At 69.5% G+C, this 18,319-nt stretch carries 13 protein-coding genes and 1 pseudogene; 9 read left to right on the plus strand and 5 right to left on the minus strand.

Annotated elements, in window-relative coordinates; genetic code table 11:
- Positions 1-173: 173 nt before the first annotated feature.
- Positions 174-694 (minus strand): annotated as a pseudogene (locus AB0B29_RS07275) (transposase); the annotation flags it as partial.
- Positions 695-753: 59 nt separating this feature from the next.
- On the opposite strand from AB0B29_RS07275, the gene AB0B29_RS07280 reads away from it, so the two are divergent.
- The 8 genes from AB0B29_RS07280 (at position 754) to AB0B29_RS07315 (ending at position 11,764) form a co-directional block, all read left to right on the plus strand.
- Complete coding sequence (locus AB0B29_RS07280) at positions 754-918, plus strand: hypothetical protein (protein ID WP_362235090.1); 165 nt, start codon at positions 754-756, stop codon at positions 916-918.
- 549 nt (positions 919-1,467) lie between these two features.
- On the plus strand, positions 1,468-1,968 hold the full coding sequence (locus AB0B29_RS07285; protein WP_362235093.1) for a sortase: 501 nt from the start codon (positions 1,468-1,470) through the stop codon (positions 1,966-1,968).
- 174 nt (positions 1,969-2,142) lie between these two features.
- Positions 2,143-2,736 (plus strand): class F sortase, encoded by a 594-nt coding sequence (locus AB0B29_RS07290; RefSeq protein WP_362235682.1) that lies wholly within the window; start codon positions 2,143-2,145, stop codon positions 2,734-2,736.
- Between the two features lie 326 nt (positions 2,737-3,062).
- On the plus strand, positions 3,063-5,093 hold the full coding sequence (locus AB0B29_RS07295; RefSeq protein WP_362235096.1) for a thioredoxin domain-containing protein: 2,031 nt from the start codon (positions 3,063-3,065) through the stop codon (positions 5,091-5,093).
- A gap of 146 nt (positions 5,094-5,239) precedes the next feature.
- Positions 5,240-6,523 (plus strand): glycosyltransferase, encoded by a 1,284-nt coding sequence (locus tag AB0B29_RS07300; protein WP_362235099.1) that lies wholly within the window; start codon positions 5,240-5,242, stop codon positions 6,521-6,523.
- On the plus strand, positions 6,520-8,169 hold the full coding sequence (locus AB0B29_RS07305; RefSeq protein ID WP_362235101.1) for an ArnT family glycosyltransferase: 1,650 nt from the start codon (positions 6,520-6,522) through the stop codon (positions 8,167-8,169). The genes AB0B29_RS07300 and AB0B29_RS07305 overlap by 4 nt, the downstream gene beginning before the upstream one ends.
- Positions 8,166-9,365, plus strand: a complete 1,200-nt coding sequence (locus AB0B29_RS07310) for a glycosyltransferase family 2 protein (RefSeq protein WP_362235103.1) — start codon at positions 8,166-8,168, stop codon at positions 9,363-9,365. The genes AB0B29_RS07305 and AB0B29_RS07310 overlap by 4 nt, the downstream gene beginning before the upstream one ends.
- A complete protein-coding gene (locus AB0B29_RS07315) occupies positions 9,362-11,764 on the plus strand; it encodes a galactose oxidase-like domain-containing protein (RefSeq protein ID WP_362235105.1) in 2,403 nt (800 codons plus the stop codon). Before AB0B29_RS07310 ends, AB0B29_RS07315 begins: the two co-directional genes overlap by 4 nt.
- Before the next feature lie 73 nt (positions 11,765-11,837).
- Here the strand turns inward: AB0B29_RS07315 and AB0B29_RS07320 are convergent, their stop codons facing one another.
- Together AB0B29_RS07320 and trhA are read right to left on the minus strand one after the other, a co-directional pair.
- Positions 11,838-12,578 carry a Mut7-C RNAse domain-containing protein gene (locus AB0B29_RS07320; RefSeq protein ID WP_362235107.1) on the minus strand — a complete coding sequence of 247 codons (741 nt, stop codon included), beginning with the start codon at positions 12,576-12,578 and terminating at the stop codon, positions 11,838-11,840.
- Between the two features lie 162 nt (positions 12,579-12,740).
- Positions 12,741-13,454, minus strand: coding sequence for a PAQR family membrane homeostasis protein TrhA (gene trhA, locus AB0B29_RS07325; protein ID WP_362235109.1), 714 nt, complete (start codon positions 13,452-13,454; stop codon positions 12,741-12,743).
- Between the two features lie 328 nt (positions 13,455-13,782).
- Here trhA and AB0B29_RS07330 point away from each other — a divergent pair, with 328 nt between their 5' ends.
- A complete protein-coding gene (locus tag AB0B29_RS07330) occupies positions 13,783-15,612 on the plus strand; it encodes a phosphoenolpyruvate carboxykinase (GTP) (protein ID WP_362235112.1) in 1,830 nt (609 codons plus the stop codon).
- Positions 15,613-16,114: 502 nt separating this feature from the next.
- Here AB0B29_RS07330 and AB0B29_RS07335 read toward each other — a convergent pair.
- Both AB0B29_RS07335 and AB0B29_RS07340 read right to left on the minus strand, forming a co-directional pair.
- Complete coding sequence (locus tag AB0B29_RS07335; RefSeq protein WP_362235115.1) at positions 16,115-16,534, minus strand: hypothetical protein; 420 nt, start codon at positions 16,532-16,534, stop codon at positions 16,115-16,117.
- A gap of 130 nt (positions 16,535-16,664) precedes the next feature.
- Positions 16,665-17,876, minus strand: a complete 1,212-nt coding sequence (locus AB0B29_RS07340) for a pyridoxal phosphate-dependent aminotransferase (RefSeq protein WP_344458447.1) — start codon at positions 17,874-17,876, stop codon at positions 16,665-16,667.
- Positions 17,877-18,319: the final 443 nt, after the last annotated feature.

Raw genomic sequence — 18,319 nt, forward strand, 5'->3', positions numbered from 1 at the left:
AGTTACTGTCACTTGCACAAGAAGGGGATTGCAGAAGACGACCCACTGTCCAATGCTGGGGTTGTCGTGCGTCCGGATGGCCAGCTGGTGGTCGAACATGTCGCCTAAATGCTGTCCCGTAAATGATCTTTCGGTCACCTCGGGTGTGCTTGGCCGCAGTGTGGCCCGCTCGTTCATCCGGCGAGGGCGAGGTTGTGCATCCGGGCGATGCCGTGCATGGCGTGGTGGACTCCGTCGCCTTTGAGACGGCAGTCGCGGAGGATCTTCCAGGTCTTCATGCGGGCGAAGACGTGCTCGACGCGGGCGCGGACCTGTTTGTGGGACTTGTTGTGTGCTTCCTTCCGGTCGGGCAGTTCTTCGCCTCTGCGTCGGCGACGGGCATGACGACTCCCGTGCCGGGATAGCCGCCGTCCGCGATCGTGACTGTCCTGCCGACAGCGGCCTTGGCGCCGGATTCCTCCCACGCCTTGCAGTCGTTGCGGTTCCCGGGCAGCGGTCGGCCGAACACGACGACAAGCCGGGTGTCGGCGTCGATCACGACCTGATGGTTGGTGGAGTACCGGTAGTTCTTCGACTGCTCGGCGATGGTGTGGTCGCGGGTGGGCACCAAGGTGCCGTCCACGATGAGCACGGTGTCCTTGGCGAACCGCTTGCGGGGCTGGAGCGCGAGCATCGGCCCGAGATGGTCGGGAGCACCGCGAGCCACCGAAGCTTGCAGAGCCGGAGTCGAAGCCGGGGCAGATCGTCGACCTGATGGCCGCCCTGAACGAGTCCGTGCAGCAGGCCAGGGCCTCGCGCGGCGAGGACGCCGACGTGCATGAGCTGCCGAAGAAGAAGGCGACCAAGAAGCAGCCGGCCAAGAAGACGGCGAAGAAGTCCACGGCCAAGAGACGAGGCATCCGGGGGCCGGCAAGGTGACGCGGTGCTGCCGCGCCACGGTGCCATGTTCAGACATGCTTGTAGATCACCGGCGCCGCCAGCCTCGCCGCCACAGCCTGAGCACAGCCTGGAATCGGGCTCCACCACGCCACGACGCGCCATCAGACAGCTGACAACGTGACAGCGCCCCAGTGCTGGTTGTTTTGGCCGTGACCTGTCAGGGACTCTGCGGATGCAGCACGTAGGCACACAGCCCCGCAGTCGTACCTGCAACTACAAGGCGCCCACGGGGGCTGTAGACGCAGGACGACACGCTGCTGTCCGTCCGCATCATGGTCAGTGCCTTGCCGGTCGTGGGATCCCAGATCCGCACGGCCCGGTCACCTGTGCGGTGCATTTTCCAATCTCGTCCTCGGGGCCGCTCACCTGCGTAAATGAGCATAGGAGTGCGGTCGCTGGGTGTGGCCGGGTAACCCATCCGTCCGTATGTCGTGTTGCAGCCCTGACGGTCTGCCGGTCTTCTCATGAGCGGGACACAACCACGGTGCCGCGCATTCCGGTCGGCCACTTCTTCCCCGGAGGAACTTCATGCATATCAAGTGTGCAAGCGCCGGAATCGGTCTGGTTCTGGGTGTCGTCGGTCTCTCGAGCTCAGCCGCAGCAGCCGGGAGCGGCCCCAGTGGAGATTCAGGTATCCACATCAGCACGAGACACGCCGCCCCAGGCTCTACCGTCAGCGTCAGCACCACAGCCTGTGGCTCGGAGACCTATGGGAAGGGCGAGGCTGAGGCAGGAGGAAAGTTCCACCTCTTCCCAGGCGACCGCAAAGGCGTACTGACCGGCGAATTCCAGGTGCCGAGTGGCACCGAGCGCGGTGCTTACACCGTCACCCTGAAATGCCCGCCCCGAGTCAAAGTCACGGGCACGTACCTCGTCGGCATCGGCAGCCCCAGCGGAGCGGTCAATGCTGGTTTCGGGGCGGGCAACGACAAGGACACACAGCTTGCCCTAGGGGCGGTGCTGATCGCCGGAGCCGCCGCCGGAGGCGTGATCAAGATGCGCCGCCGCCCGGCCGGTGCCCGCACCTGACGCTCCCCTCTATCGGCCCAGCCCCCGGGCCCGTGTCGGTCCGGGGGCTCGAGTCGCACCCCGTCTCCACTCATTTGGCCGCGAAGCGGAGGCGCCAGAGCGATGGCACCCGGCGACGAACCCGTCGATACTTCTCCCCCGTTCACCCCCTCCACCAAATTTCTCGCCTGCACCATGCTGGCGGGCTTGATGCTGGTGATCACGGCGCTCGGACAGCCTCCGCAGCCTTCGCCCGCGCAGTCCTACTCCCCCTCCCAACGGACCGGTCCCAGCAACACCGCCTCGGCCCACTACCCCTCCGTGTCGGCACTGCCCCCGTCTGAGCCAGTCCGGCTGCGGATCCCCACCATCGGCGTGAATGCGCCGATGACGGAATTGACCCTCGACGAGACAGGGGCACTGCGCCCACCATCGGCAGATATGCCGGCCTTTGCCGGGTGGTACGGCGACGGCACGACCCCCGGCTCGGTGGGGACAGCCGTCACGACGGGACATGTCGACACGCACGAAGGTCCCGGGGTTTTCTACCGGCTCGGGGCACTGGCCAAGGGCGACACCATCGAGATCGCCCGGGCAGACCGGCGAACAGCAGTCTTCGCGGTCGACGCCGTAGAGCTCTACGACAAGGAGGCGTTTCCGGACGAGAAGGTCTACGGCAGTTCCCACCGGCCCGAACTACGCGTGATCACCTGTGGGGGTGAATATATGGAAGAAACTGGTTACCGGGGCAATGTCGTGGTCTATGCGACGCTGACCGCGGTGACGTGAGCACACCGCACCAGCCTGTGCCCAGCTCGCCGTGTTCACGGGCCGGCGGTGCTGCTGCGCTCACGGCGCGGCACGGACATGACGGCCTCGTTCCCCGAGATCCGGGCGGCGGCCCTGGCGCATCTGCCGGAGGACACCGGACTCGATGGCGTGTTGGTAGTCGTACTGCTCCGCGCCAGCCTATTGTTCCGAGGTGTCGGGCAGCCCGGTTCGAAGGAGGCGTGAGCCGGCCGCCACGAGATGGCCCACAAGTGCAAGTCGGCCAAGCCGAGCGATCCCGTGAAGGCTTCGACGGTCGCGCCAGACGTTGTGAGAGGCTGGGTCTCATGAACCGGCTGGCTGGTGTGACCTCGCCTTATCTGCTTCAGCACGCTGACAATCCGGTCGACTGGTGGCCGTGGGGACCCGAGGCGTTCGAGGAAGCGCAGCGGCGCGATGTACCCGTTCTGCTGTCGGTCGGATACTCTGCGTGCCACTGGTGCCACGTCATGGCGCACGAGTCCTTCGAGGACCAGGAAACCGCCGACTACCTCAACGCCCACTACGTGAGCGTGAAGGTCGACCGCGAAGAGCGCCCCGACGTCGACGCCGTCTACATGGAGGCCGTGCAGGCGGCGACCGGGCAGGGCGGCTGGCCCATGACCGTCTTCCTCACCCCGGACGCCGAGCCGTTCTACTTCGGTACGTACTTCCCGCCCGCTCCCCGCCAGGGCATGCCCTCGTTCCGGCAGGTGCTCCAGGGGGTGCACCAGGCGTGGGACGAGCGGCGGGACGAGGTGACCGAGGTCGCCGGGAAGATCGTCCGGGATCTGGCCGGGCGGGAGATCTCCTACGGCGACGCGCAGACCCCCGGAGAGGAGGAGCTCGCGCAGGCGCTGCTCGGGCTCACCCGGGAGTACGACCCGCAGCGCGGCGGTTTCGGCGGGGCGCCGAAGTTCCCGCCGTCAATGGTGCTGGAGTTCCTGCTGAGGCACCATGCGCGGACCGGCGCCGAGGGGGCGCTGCAGATGGCGAGCGACACCTGCGAGCGCATGGCCCGGGGCGGGATGTACGACCAGCTCGGGGGCGGCTTCGCCCGCTACTCCGTGGACCGTGACTGGGTCGTGCCGCACTTCGAGAAGATGCTGTACGACAACGCCCTGCTGTGCCGGGTGTACGCCCATCTCTGGCGCTCCACCGGCTCGGAGCTCGCGCGGCGCGTCGCCCTGGAGACCGCCGACTTCATGGTGCGGGAACTGCGCACGGCCGAGGGCGGGTTCGCCTCCGCCCTGGACGCCGACAGCGACGACGGCACGGGCCGGCACGTCGAGGGCGCGTACTACGTGTGGACGCCCGAGCAGTTGCGGGAGGTGCTCGGCGAGCAGGACGCCGAGCTGGCGGCCCAGTACTTCGGGGTGACCGAGGAGGGCACGTTCGAGGAGGGCGCGTCCGTCCTGCAACTGCCCGTGCGGGACGGGTTCGTCGATGCGGCGAAGGTCGCCTCCATCCGGGAGCGACTGCTGGCGGCGCGGTCCGGGCGGCCCGCGCCCGGCCGGGACGACAAGGTCGTCGCCGCCTGGAACGGCCTCGCGATCGCCGCGCTCGCCGAGACCGGCGCCTACTTCGACCGGCCCGACCTTCTCGAGGCCGCCGTCGCCGCTGCGGACCTCCTCGTCCGGCTGCACCTGGACGAGCAGGCCCGGCTCACCCGCACCAGCAAGGACGGCCACGCCGGTGCCAACGCCGGTGTGCTGGAGGACTACGCGGATGTGGCGGAGGGCTTCCTCGCACTCGCGTCCGTCACCGGGGAGGGCGTCTGGCTGGAGTTCGCCGGGTTCCTCCTCGATCACGTCCTGGTCCGTTTCACCGATGCCGAGTCGGGCGCGCTGTACGACACCGCGGCCGATGCCGAGCAGTTGATCCGACGCCCGCAGGACCCGACCGACAACGCGGCCCCGTCAGGCTGGACCGCGGCGGCGAACGCCCTGCTGAGCTACGCCGCGCACACCGGTTCCGCGCCTCACCGCGCCGCCGCCGAGAAGGCGCTCGGTGTCGTCAAGGCGCTCGGGCCGCGGGTGCCGCGTTTCATCGGCTGGGGGCTGGCCGCGGCGGAGGCGGTGCTGGACGGGCCGCGTGAGGTCGCGATCGTGGGTCCGGCCCTCGACGACGAGGGCACGAGGACCCTGCACCGCACGGCACTGCTGGGCACCGCACCCGGTGCGGTGGTCGCGGTGGGGGTTGTGGGGAGCGAGGAGTTTCCCCTGCTCGCGCACCGTCCGCTGGTCGGCGGTGAACCGTCCGCGTACGTCTGCCGTAACTTCACATGCGATGCCCCGACGACCGAGCCTGACCGGCTGCGTACCGTCTTGAGTGGCTGAAGTCACGTATCAACGGAAACATGGTCTTTATCTGAACAGCCCCCGGGCTTCACAGTTCCCCCCTAATCTCTGCACAGTGACGTGGCGGACGCGGCCGAACCGGCCCACCGTCACGACAGGGGGTTCTGGGATCTGGGGGGATCTGCTTGCTGACGTCTGTCTTCATCGCTGCCGTTTCGCTTGCCTTGTTCTGGATGGCGGCGTTCACCCTGTGGTGGCAGATGCACGCCTGGCGTACGCCGGAAGTGCTCGCCTCCACCCGGTTCAGCAGTCCGGACGGGGACGAGCACGTCTCCTTCTCGCTGTTACTGCCCGCCCGGCACGAACAGGCGGTGCTGGACCACACGATCCAGCGGCTGCTGGAGTCGAGCCACACCGACTTCGAGATCATCGTGATCGTCGGGCACGACGACCTGGAGACCACAGCGGTCGCCGAGCAGGCCGCCGCGCGTGACCCACGGGTGCGGGTCGTCGTCGACACGCACGAGAAGAAGAACAAGCCGAAGGCCATGAACACGGCGCTGCCGCACTGCCGCGGCGACGTCGTCGGGGTCTTCGACGCGGAGGACCAGGTCCACCCCGAGCTCCTCGCCCACGTCGACCACGCCTTCCGCACCACCGGCGCGGACGTCGTGCAGGGCGGGGTGCAGCTGATCAACTTCCACTCCAGCTGGTACAGCCTGCGCAACTGCCTGGAGTACTTCTTCTGGTTCCGCTCGCGGCTCCACCTGCACGCGCAGAAAGGTTTCATTCCGCTCGGCGGCAACACGGTCTTCGTCCGCACGGACGTCCTGCGGGAAGCCGACGGCTGGGATCCGAACTGCCTCGCCGAGGACTGCGACCTGGGCGTGCGCCTGTCCAGCGTCGGCAAGAAGGTCGTCGTCGCCTACGACTCCGACATGGTGACCCGGGAGGAGACCCCCGGTTCGCTGATGTCCCTGCTGAAGCAGCGCACCCGCTGGAACCAGGGATTCCTCCAGGTGTACCGGAAGAAGGACTGGAAGCAACTGCCCACCCTCGGGCAGCGGTTGCTCGCCCGCTACACCCTGATGACCCCGTTCATGCAGGCCTTCACCGGCCTGATCATCCCGCTCAACGTGGCGATCGCCCTGTTCCTCGACGTGCCCGTCGGCATCGCCTTCATCACCTTCCTGCCGGCCGTCACCGCCCTGGTCACCTTCGTCTTCGAGATCGTCGGACTGCACGACTTCGGCAGGCAGTACGGGCTGCGCGTCCGCTTCGCGCACTACCTGAAGCTGATCCTGGGCGGACCCTTCTACCAGGTCCTGCTCGCCGGAGCGGCCGTACGGGCCGTGTGGCGGGAGCAACGCGGCCGCAACGACTGGGAGTTGACGACCCATGTCGGCGCGCACCTCGACGGCGGCGCCGTGACCCGGCAGGACGCGACCCGAGAGGACGTTCCCGCGTGACCTCCACCCTTCCCGCGGCGACCACTGCGAAGGTCCCCGCGCAGCGCCGGCCCGCGCCCCGCACCGGTGCGCACCGCCGCGTGGAGCCGCCGCGCCGACTGCGCTCCTCCCGGCCCGACCTGATCCTGTGCGGTGTCCTCCTCGTGGCGATCCTCGTCGTGCAGGGCTGGAACATCGCCGACTACCCGGCCCTCAGCGACGACGAGGGCACCTATCTCGCCCAGGCCTGGTCGGTGCAGCAGGGCGACGGACTCGCCCACTACACCTACTGGTACGACCATCCGCCGCTCGGCTGGATCCAGATCGCCCTGCTGACCTGGATACCCGCGCTGATCAGCCCCGAGTCGATGACGGTGGGCACCATGCGCGCCGCGATGCTGGTGATCAGCGGCATCAGCGCGGTCCTGGTGTACGTCCTGGGCCGGCGCCTCGCGCTGCCCCGCTGGGCCGCCGCGCTCGGCATGGTGTTCTTCGGGCTCTCCCCGCTGTCGATCGTCCTCCAGCGGGAGATCTTCCTCGACAACCTCGCGGTGATGTGGACCCTGCTGGCCTTCGCGCTGGCCGCCTCCCCGAGCCGTCACCTCTGGCACCACTTCGGTGCGGGCATCGCGGCCGCGACGGCCGTACTCACCAAGGAGACGATGCTCGTCGTCCTGCCCGCCCTGTTCCTCACCATGTGGCGCCACAGCCACCGGGACACCCGCAAGTTCGCCCTCACCGGTGCCGTCACGGCCTGTACCCTGATCGGCTTCTCGTACCCGCTGTTCGCCCTGCTCAAGGGCGAGTTGCTGCCGGGCGCCGGGCACGTGTCGCTCTGGGACGGCGTCAAATACCAGATGACCAGACCCGGTTCGGGCTTCGTCCTCGACCAGGGCTCCGGCTCCTGGGGCGTGCTCCAGTCGTGGCTCTACTACGACCGGATCCTGCCGCTCGGCGGCCTCGCGGGCGCGCTGCTGCTGCTCGTCACCTGGCGCTGGTCGGTCACCGCCCGCGCCCTGGCCGGGCCGGCCCTGGCCGTGGCGATCTTCGCCGCCCTGGCCCTGCGCCCGAACGGCTACCTGCCCGCGATGTACGTCATCCAGGCCCTGCCGTTCCTCGCGCTGGTCCTCGCCGGAGGCACCGCCTCCGTCGCCCACGCCGTGCTGAGCCGCTGGCGCTCCGAGGCGGAGAAACGGTCCGTCAGTGCGGGCCGGTACGCGCTCGCCGGCGTCCTCGCGCTGGCCGCCGGCGCCTACGTCGTCCCGCACTGGTACGACGGTGCCCGCACGGCCGTCACCACCGACGCCAACGCCCCCTACCAGGCCGCGTCGAAGTGGCTGGCCACGGAGGTCGAGGACCCGGAGCGCACCCGGGTGCTGGTCGACGACGCGCTCTGGCTCGACCTCGTGCACCAGGGCTACCGGCCGGGCCTCGGCGTCATCTGGTTCTACAAGGCCGACCTCGACCCGGCGGTGACGAAGACGATGCCGCGCGGCTGGAAGGACCTCGACTACGTCGTCGCCTCGCCGACCGTGCGACGGGACGCGGCCGACCTGCCCAACGTCAAGGCCGCCATGGAGCACTCGGACCCGGTCGCCACCTTCGGCACCGGCGAGGACCGCATCGAGATCCGCCAGATCCACACGTCCGCCGGAGGCGCGCGATGAGCCAGGAGTACACCGTCCCCGGTGAGATCGTCGAGACCGAGGCCGCCGAGGTCCCCGAGCCGGGCGCGGTCACCATCGTCGTACCGACCTTCAACGAGTCGGCGAACGTGCGGCAGTTGCTGCACCAGATCACCGAGGCCGTCCCGGCCCGGCTGCCCTGCGAGGTCGTCTTCGTGGACGACTCCACCGACGACACGCCAGCGGTCATCGAGAAGGCGGCGCAGGACTGCCCGTTCCCGGTGACCGTGCTGCACCGAGAGGAGCCGGTGGGCGGGCTCGGCGGTGCGGTCGTCGAGGGCCTGAAGGCCGCCACGTCCGACTGGATCGTCGTCATGGACGGCGACTGCCAGCACCCGCCGTCCCTGGTGCCCGACCTGGTCGCCACCGGCGAGCGGGCGAACGCGGGACTGGTCGTGGCCTCCCGGTACATCAAGGGCGGCAGCCGGGCCGGACTCGCGGGCAGCTACCGCGTCTTCGTCTCACGCGGGGCGACCTGGCTGACCAAGGCGCTGTTCCCGCGCCGGCTGCACGGCATCAGCGACCCGATGAGCGGCTTCTTCGCGATCCGCCGCAGCGCGGTCACGGCGGAGGTCCTCCAGCCGCTCGGCTACAAGATCCTCCTCGAACTCGCCGTCCGCAGCCGCCCGCGCACGGTCACCGAGGTGCCCTTCGTCTTCCAGGACCGGTTCGCCGGGGAGTCCAAGTCGACCGCGCAGGAAGGATTCCGTTTCCTGCGGCACCTGGCCGGGCTGCGCACCGCCTCCCCGGTCGCCCGCATGGTCGGGTTCGGCCTGATCGGGCTGACCGGCTTCCTGCCGAACCTGGTCGGCCTGTGGGCGCTGACCGTCCTCGGCCTGCACTACGTACCGGCGGAGATCCTCGCCAACCAGCTCGGCGTCGCCTGGAACTTCCTGCTCATCGAGCACCTGCTGTTCCGCGAGCGGCGCCGGCACCGGCGCTGGTGGGACCGGGCCGGGCGGTTCGCGCTGCTCGCCAACGCCGACCTGGTGCTGCGCATCCCGCTGATCGCCCTCTTCGTGCACCAGTTCCACCTGGGCGTGCTGTCGGCCACCGCGCTCGCGCTGGTGACGACGTTCGTCCTGCGCTTCGCCGGGACCGAAGCGCTGGTCTACCTGCCGCGCCGGAGCCGGGAGATGCCCGCGCGCGACGGCCGTACAGCAAGGAGAGCCGTGTGAGACCTCGTCGCAGAACGACCGCACTCCTGTCCGTGGCAGCCCTCACCTCGGGCCTGCTCCTGACCACACCCCAGTCCGCCTCCGCGGCCAACCTCATCAAGAACCCGGGTTTCGAGACCGCCGGCGCCGACGGCATGCCGTACTGCTGGGAGAAGTCCGGCTGGGGTGACAACGACTTCACGTTCACCACCACGGCCGACGCGCACTCCGGCTCCAAGGCGATGAAGGTCGAGCTGACCCGCCGCGTCGAGGGCGACCGCAAGGCGCTGATCACCGAGTCCGCCGCGTGCGCGCCGGTGGTGACGCCGGGCAAGCAGTACGACCTCGGCCTCTGGTACAAGACGACGACCCCGGACGCGGCGATCACCCTGTTCCGGCACGACACGACGGCCGGCTGGCAGTACTGGACCGACCTCAAGACGCTGGACCTGGCCGGGACCTGGACCGGGGCCACCGTCCGCACCCCCGAGGTCCCGGCCGGCACCGACCGCATCACCTGGGGCGTCTCCGTCTACGGCACCGGCTCCGCCACCACCGACGACTACACGATGGACCAGGTGCCCGACCCGGTCCTGCCGCCGCGCTGCACCGGCACCGCCGAACAGTGCGCGAACGGCAAGTGGGACGTGCTGCCCACGCAGAACCCGGTCCGCTCCATGCACTCGGTCGTCCTGCGGGGCGGCAAGGTGCTGCTGATCGCGGGCTCCGGCAACGACGAGTCGATGTTCAAGGCCGGCACCTTCACCTCGGCCGTGTACGACCCGCAGAAGGGCACCTACAAGGTCATCCCCACCCCGAAGGACATGTTCTGCTCCGGCCACGTGCAGCTCCAGGACGGGCGCGTGCTGGTGATGAGCGGCAACAAGGCCTACCCGGTACCCGGCGGGCACGGCTACGAGGGCTTCAAGGACTCGTACGTCTTCGACCCGGCGACCGAGACCTACTCCAAGACCAACGACATGAACGACGGCCACTGGTACCCGTCGGCGACGATCCTCGGCAACGGCGACGTCATCTCCTTCGGCGGGCTGCGCGAGGACTCCACCGGCTCGGTCACCGCCGAGCTGTTCTCCCAGGCCGAGCAGCAGTGGCAGCCGCTGTGGAAGGTCAACCAGACCTGGTCGTACTGGGGCCTGTACCCGTCGATGATCCTCATGCAGGACGGCCGCCTCTTCTACTCGGGCAGCCACGTCTTCGGCAACAACATCCCGGGCACGGGCTCGGCGATCTACGACTACGGCGCCAACACCACCACCCAGGTCCCGGGCCTGCGCAACAAGGACGAGCGCGACCAGTCGGCGAGCGTGCTGCTGCCCCCGGCGCAGGACCAGAAGGTCCTCACCCTCGGCGGCGGCAACATCGACTCCAACCCGGACGCGAACCGCCTGACCGACATCATCGACCTCAAGCAGCCGAACCCCGCCTACGTGGCCGGGCCGCCCATCCCGCAGGGCACGGTCGACCTCGGCAACGGCCCGGTCCCGCAGACCGGGAGCCAGGGCAAGATGTACGTCTCCGCGGTGCTCATGCCCGACGGCAAGGTGCTGGAGACGGGTGGCGCGCTGCACAACCGCGCCGACCCGGTGTACGAGACGTCGATCTTCGACCCCGCGTCGGAGACCTTCGACCCGGTCGCCGTCGACCCCGAGGCGCGGGGCTACCACTCCTCGGCGTTCCTGCTGCCCGACGGCCGGATCATGACGACCGGCGACAACCCGGGCAACGGGTCGTGGAACCACGACGTATCGGTGTACAGCCCGCCCTACCTGTTCAAGGGCCCGCGTCCGGCGATCACTTCCGTCATCGACACCCAGTGGAACTACGGCGACACCCAGCGGATCACCGTCGACCGGCCCATCGCCAAGGCCGAGCTGATCCGCCCGGCCGCCGTCACGCACTCCTCGGACCCGAACCAGCGGTTCGTGGACCTGCCGCTGTCGGTCGACGGCAACAACGTCGACCTGAACGTGACGAGCAACCCCAACCTGGCCCCGCCCGGCTGGTACATGCTCTTCGCGGTCGACGCGAACGGGGTGCCGTCGGTGGCCAAGTGGGTGCACCTCCAGGGCCCGCAGGCACTCACGGCGAGCGACGCCTCGGCCCACGTCCACGACTTCGCGGACGCGCCCACGGGCAAGGTGGCCAAGCCCGGCAAGAAGCGGGCCGCACAGAAGGTCAGCCCGACGATCTCCGGCTGCGACCGCCACTACGGCTCGATCAACGTCTGCGTGCCGACGGACTTCCCGGCGGAGGTGAAGAAGACGACGGCGGCCCGCTGCGAGTGGCTCAAGAGGAACGACTACGGCCGCCTGAAGATCAACGGCAAGGACGACCCGCTCGGCCTGGACAGGAACAGGGACGGAATCGCCTGCGGAAAGCAGGACCTGACCAAACGCTAGAGGCGCACGCCCCTGTCAGGGGCACGGGGAACTGCGCGACTGGCCACGACGGTCGCGCAGTCCCCCACGGCGCTCAACCATCGACGGCGCTCGGACCGAAGTGAGCCATCGCCCGCTCCACGATGGTCTCCAACTGCTCGTGATGCGCTCCCCGCCAATACGCCCGGCCGCACGCAGTGCACCGCGCGAACACGTCGTACGTCGCATGCGTCCCGTGCTTCAGCTGATCGGCGACCTCATCCTTGCTCGCCTCACGCAGCACCCCGTTACAGGCCGTGCACCGCGTCCAGGGCAGCAACTCGGGCCGGAACCGTTCCAGGACATCACGCAGCTGCTCCTCGGGCCGCGTGCTGTACACGAACGCCCCCGCCCACAGCTCGCGCCGCCGCAGCAGCCCTCGGTCTCGGCTGAGCATCACCCGCCGCTCGGCCGCCGAACGCGCCGCGAGGGCCGGGTCGCCGATGTCGGTCGACTCGTAGGCCGTGTCCACACCGAGCAGCCGCAGCCGTCGCGCGAGCGTGCCGAGGTGCACGTCGAGGAGGAAGCGCAGGGGAGCGCCCGGGACCTGCTGCGGACGGGCCACGGCCCGGACCGTCACCGACTCGCCGGCCGACGGGACGTGCGCGAAGGGCACCTCGCGGCCGTCCACGAACAGCGTGCCGACCTCGGTCAGCGGCACGCCCAGTGACTCGACGACATGGCCGAGACTGGAGACGCCGTCCGTGCCGGCCCGCACGGTGCCCGACTGCCGGGCCCGGGGCACGAACACGTGCAGCTCGGGGGCGAACTCGACGTGGATCTCGGGACCGTTCACCCGGTCAGGATGCCACGGGGACACCGCGACGGCCTCAGGGTTTCCCGGCCGGCGGGCCGTGCTGTGTGCGAGGGCGTCATGGTGGCCGTTGTCCGCCATCGGAGTGATCCGGGCATACGAGGGGCCACGGCCAGAGCCGTGGCCCGAAGGGGCGAGGGGGCGCTATCCGTGCTGGTACGCCACCAGTGAGATCCCCACGTAGTGCGCGATGAAGGCCGCCAGGGTGAAGGAGTGGAACACCTCGTGGAAGCCGAACCAGCGCGGTGACGGGTTCGGCCGCTTGATCCCGTAGACCACGCCGCCCGCGCTGTAGAGCACGCCGCCGACGATGACCAGGACCAGGACGGCGACGCCGCCGGTCCGCATGAAGTCCGGCAGGTAGAAGACGGCCGCCCAGCCCATCGCGATGTAGCAGGGCGTGTAGAGCCAGCGCGGGGCGCCGACCCAGAAGACGCGGAAGAGGATGCCGGCCACGGCCGCACACCAGATGCCCCACAGCAGCCACTGCCCCTTGGCGCCGGGCAGGAGCAGCATGGTCAGCGGCGTGTAGGTGCCCGCGATGATCAGGAAGATGTTGGCGTGGTCCAGCCGGCGCAGGACGCCGTCCATGCGCGGGCTCCAGTTGCCCCGGTGGTAGAGCGCGCTCACGCCGAACAGCAGGCAGGCCGTCAGGGCGAAGATGCCGCAGGCGATGCGTCCTCTGGAGGAGTCGGCGAGGGCGGTGAGCACCAGGCCCGCGATCAGTACGGCGGGGAACATGCCCAGGTGCAGCCAGCCGCGCAGCTTCGGCTTCACCGGGTGCGGCAGGGAGAGCGCCTTCGGACCGTGGCCGTCGGCCGCCGAGTCCGTGGGCGCGTCGGGGACGAACGCAGTCATGGGCGAATGGTAGCTACGCAACCGTAAGTCGCGTATCAGTGCCGCTCCTTGCGAGGCGGAGAGTGGCCATCCTCTCACTGCGCCCCGGAAGACGGTCACGCAAACGGACTCTCAGGTGAACGCAACGTACACGTAAAGCGGTCACGGGAAACCGTGGCGAGCCTCACGTTGCTCACCTGTGCGCTCCTCTGGACAGATGGGCGCGTACGTCGGATGATCAAATGAGTGCGGTCGGCACCGGATGAGCGCCAAGTTCAACCCTGAAGCATCCGGGTCGCAGCCCCCACGGGGCCTCCACATCACAAAAATCCCTCATTTAGGAGCAATCGTGGCGCGCGACATCGCGGCTCCCACCGTCCCCACCACCCATCAGGGACTGATCTCGTGGGTCAACGAGATCGCCGAACTGACGCAGCCGGACAACGTGGTCTGGTGTGACGGATCCGAGGCCGAGTACGAGCGGCTGTGCGAGGAGCTCGTGGAGAAGGGCACCTTCCGCAAACTCGACCCGGTCAAGCGCCCCCACTCCTACTACGCCGCCTCCGACCCCACCGACGTCGCGCGCGTCGAGGACCGGACGTTCATCTGCTCCGAGAAGGAGGCGGACGCGGGCCCGACCAACCACTGGAAGGCCCCCGCCGAGATGCGGGAGATCTTCCAGGGCGCCGGCGGCCAGGGCGGTCTGTTCCGCGGCTCGATGCGCGGCCGGACCATGTACGTCGTGCCCTTCTGCATGGGCCCGCTCGGCTCGCCGCTGTCCGCACTCGGCGTGGAGATCACCGACTCGGCGTACGTCGCCGTCTCCATGCGCACCATGACCCGCATGGGCCAGCCCGTCCTCGACGAGCTCGGCTCCGACGGCTTCTTCGTCAAGGCCGTCCACACCCTGGGCGCCCCGCTGGAGCCCGGCCAGGCGGACGTCCCGTGGCCCTGCAACCAGACCAAGTACATCTCGCACTTCCCCGAGGACCGCGAGATCTGGTCCTACGGCTCCGGCTACGGCGGCAACGCCCTGCTCGGCAAGAAGTGCTACGCCCTGCGCATCGCCTCCGTCATGGCCCGTGACGAGGGCTGGCTCGCCGAGCACATGCTCGTGCTGAAGCTGACCCCGCCGCGCGGCGAGGCCAAGTACGTCGCCGCGGCCTTCCCGAGCGCCTGCGGCAAGACCAACCTCGCCATGCTGGAGCCGACGATCCCCGGCTGGACGGTCGAGACCATCGGCGACGACATCGCCTGGATGCGCTTCGGCGAGGACGGCCGCCTCTACGCCATCAACCCCGAGGCCGGCTTCTTCGGCGTCGCCCCCGGCACCGGTGAGCACACCAACGCCAACGCGATGAAGACGCTCTGGGGCAACTCCGTCTTCACCAACGTCGCCCTCACCGACGACAACGACATCTGGTGGGAGGGCATGACCGAGGAGACCCCGGCCCACCTCACGGACTGGAAGGGCAACGACTGGACCCCCGAGTCCGGCGTCCCGGCCGCCCACCCCAACGCCCGCTTCACCGTCCCGGCCTCGCAGTGCCCGATCATCGCGCCGGAGTGGGAGGACCCCAAGGGCGTGCCGATCTCGGCGATCCTCTTCGGCGGCCGCCGCGCCACCGCCGTACCGCTGGTGACCGAGTCCTTCGACTGGAACCACGGCGTGTTCCTCGGCGCCAACGTGGCCTCCGAGAAGACCGCCGCCGCCGAGGGCAAGGTCGGCGAACTGCGCCGCGACCCGTTCGCGATGCTGCCGTTCTGCGGCTACAACATGGGCGACTACATGGCCCACTGGATCGACGTGGCCAAGGACAAGGACCAGTCCAAGCTGCCGAAGATCTACTACGTCAACTGGTTCCGCAAGGACGACGAGGGCAAGTTCGTCTGGCCCGGCTTCGGTGAGAACAGCCGCGTCCTGAAGTGGATCGTGGAGCGCCTGGACGGCAAGGCCGAGGGCGTCGAGACGCCGATCGGCATCCTGCCGACCAAGGACGCCCTCGACACCGACGGCCTGGAACTGGCCGAGTCCGACCTGGAGTTCCTGCTCACGGTCGACAAGGAGGTCTGGCGCGAGGAGGCCGCACTGGTCCCCGAGCACCTCAACACCTTCGGCGACCACACCCCGAAGGAGCTGTGGGACCAGTACCGCGCGCTGGTGGAGCGCCTGGGCTGAGCCCCCACCCCGAACTCCGCGGCCGGCTGGAACCGACAGTGCCCTGACCAGCAACATCGTCACGGCCGGCCGCGGAACGTACCGGCGGGACCCGTACAACGGCGTGCGGGGTTCGGGGCCGGTCACCGCGTCTTCCGTCCGCCCCGACGGAAACCAGCGGCGACCGGCCCCCTCCCGCCCGCTTCGGCGCGGCCCGTCCCGCGGGCTCACGAACGTGCCGATGAATGACCGAGCGCTCCGGCCGACCGCCTACGTCGACCGGGGCGCTCGGGCGTGTTCGGGGTGCCGGCGGCGGTGACGGCGGGCCGCGAGCAACTCCGGCGTCGTCACCGGCCGCTGGTGCGCAATGTGCGTGAGGGGCTTCGGGCGGGGTACCCGATGGCCCTCATGGAGGGGCTAGTGGCGCCCGGTCCGCGCGTCGCTGCGGGTGCGCGCGGACCGGGGCCGTACGTGGGAGCCCGGAGGCTCAAGGGGCCCGGGCGCCAGAGGGGCCCGAGGGGGCTCAGCGGGAGGCGAGTTCGCGTGGCTCCAGCGCCGCCGTGTGGGCGTCCATCCGCTCGGCGGCCAGGATCGCGACCGCCGTGTCGGCGCGGGAGGCGGCGACGACCAGCGTCCGGCCCGCCAGGGCGAGGGCCCGACGGTGCAGTGCGGCGGCGCCGGTCCCGCGACGGCCGCTCATCGGCGCGCGCACCGGGGTGCGCCCTCCGCGCAGCCTGCTCACCTGCTCGGTGAGCCGCTCCGCCGCCGCGTCCAGGTCGGACGAGGCCTGCGTCGCGCGCAGCTCGTCCGTGACGGCGAGCAGGGCGGCGAGATGGCCCGCGAGCTGGATGTCCAGCTCTTCCTCGCGGGAACGGTGGGGAAAGTCCGGGGTGGGGCCGTCCACCGTGTTGTGGACCGACTTGGTGCGGATCGGTTCGTACATGGGAAGGCCTCCTGAGCTCTTACAGGAAACCATCCTAGCTTAGATTTCGTCTAAAGTTGAGCCGCTCACAAAACAGGACTGCCCGAGCACATAGGGTGAGCGGGCAGTCCGGAGTCGCGGCTCGGCGTGGTCAGGGCTGGCTGTAGCCGTCCAGGAAGTGGCCGATCCGCCCCACCGCGTCGGTGAGGTCCCCGACCGTCGGCAGGGTCACCACCCGGAAGTGATCGGGCTCCGGCCAGTTGAAGCCGGTGCCCTGGACGACCATGATCTTCTCGCGCCGGAGCAGGTCCAGGACCATGCGGCGGTCGTCCTTGATCTTGAAGACCTTGGGGTCGAGGCGAGGGAAGAGATACAGGGCGCCCTTGGGCTTCACGCAGCTCACGCCGGGGATCTGGGTCAGCAGCTCGTACGCCGTGTCCCGCTGCTCGCGCAGCCGTCCGCCCGGCAGTACCAGGTCGTTGATCGTCTGGCGCCCGCTGAGCGCCGCGACGACTCCGTGCTGCCCCGGCATGTTCGCGCACAGGCGCATGTTCGCCAGGATCGTCAGGCCCTCGATGTAGGAGTCGGCGTGCGCGCGCGGCCCGGAGATCGACATCCAGCCGACGCGGTAGCCGGCCACCCGGTAGGCCTTCGACATGCCGTTGAAGGTCAGGGTGAGCAGGTCCGGGGCGACCGAGGCGGTCGGGGTGTGCGTGGCGCCGTCGTACAGGATCTTGTCGTAGATCTCGTCGGAGCAGACGAGGAGGTTGTGCCGGCGGGCGATGTCGGTCAGGCCCTTGATCATCGCCTCGTCGTAGACGGCCCCCGTCGGGTTGTTGGGGTTGATGATCACGAGCGCCTTGGTGCGGTCGGTGACCTTGCGCTCGATGTCGGCGAGGTCCGGCATCCAGTCGGCCTGCTCGTCGCAGCGGTAGTGCACGGCGGTGCCGCCGGACAGGGAGACGGCGGCGGTCCACAGCGGGTAGTCGGGCGCGGGCACGAGGACCTCGTCGCCGTCGTCCAGCAGGCCCTGCATCGCCATCACGATCAGCTCGGAGACGCCGTTGCCGATGAAGACGTGCTCGACGTCGGTCTCGATGCCGAGGGTCTGGTTGTGCATGACGACGGCCCGGCGCGCGGCCAGCAGGCCCTTGGCGTCGCCGTAGCCGTGTGCCGTGGACACGTTGCGGAGGATGTCCTCCAGGATCTCCGGCGGGCACTCGAAGCCGAACGCGGCCGGATTGCCGGTGTTCAGCTTGAGGATCCGATGACCGGCAGCTTCCAGTCGCATCGCCTCCTCGAGCACCGGGCCCCGGATCTCGTAACAGACGTTGGCGAGCTTGGTCGACTGGATCACCTGCATGTCTGGGAGCTTACGGCCCGGTAACGCCTCCCGGGTCGTGTTTTCCGCCACGTGAGACGCGGGGATTTGGGGCGATATCGCCACACGCTGTCCCATCAGCCTCCTCAGTCCCTGGAATGCCCCGCCATGTTCGAGCCATTCGATTACGCCGAGGGAGCGACGGGCGGTGAGCCGCAGGGCCCGCCGAACGTCCACCTGCCGCAGGGAGCCGCGTCTCCGGCGTACGACGCCTACGCGGATCCGGCGGCGGCGCACGGATGGCAGGACGTGTACGGCGCGACGGGCCCGGCGGCCGCCGGGGGCACGCCGCACCCGCGCGGCACGACCGGCGGTGGCGGAACCGACGGGCTCCGCTCCCAGTCCCACCGTGACGGCCTCGGCCCCCGGCCGGCCCGAGGGGAAACCCGGACACGGTCCCGGTGGCACCAAGGGCCCCAAGTGAC

It is taken from the genome of Streptomyces tibetensis (assembly GCF_040647715.1).
GTDB classification, from domain to species: Bacteria; Actinomycetota; Actinomycetes; order Streptomycetales; family Streptomycetaceae; genus Streptomyces; species Streptomyces tibetensis_A.

Coding starts and splice junctions, on each gene's coding strand:
- AB0B29_RS07335 (WP_362235115.1), bottom strand. CDS start 16,534: ATGTACGAACCGATCCGCACCAAGTCGGTCCACAACACGGTGGACGGC.
- AB0B29_RS07340 (WP_344458447.1), bottom strand. CDS start 17,876: ATGCAGGTGATCCAGTCGACCAAGCTCGCCAACGTCTGTTACGAGATC.
- AB0B29_RS07285 (WP_362235093.1), top strand. CDS start 1,468: ATGCATATCAAGTGTGCAAGCGCCGGAATCGGTCTGGTTCTGGGTGTC.
- AB0B29_RS07280 (WP_362235090.1), top strand. CDS start 754: ATGGCCGCCCTGAACGAGTCCGTGCAGCAGGCCAGGGCCTCGCGCGGC.
- trhA (WP_362235109.1), bottom strand. CDS start 13,454: ATGACTGCGTTCGTCCCCGACGCGCCCACGGACTCGGCGGCCGACGGC.
- AB0B29_RS07290 (WP_362235682.1), top strand. CDS start 2,143: ATGCTGGCGGGCTTGATGCTGGTGATCACGGCGCTCGGACAGCCTCCG.
- AB0B29_RS07310 (WP_362235103.1), top strand. CDS start 8,166: ATGAGCCAGGAGTACACCGTCCCCGGTGAGATCGTCGAGACCGAGGCC.
- AB0B29_RS07295 (WP_362235096.1), top strand. CDS start 3,063: ATGAACCGGCTGGCTGGTGTGACCTCGCCTTATCTGCTTCAGCACGCT.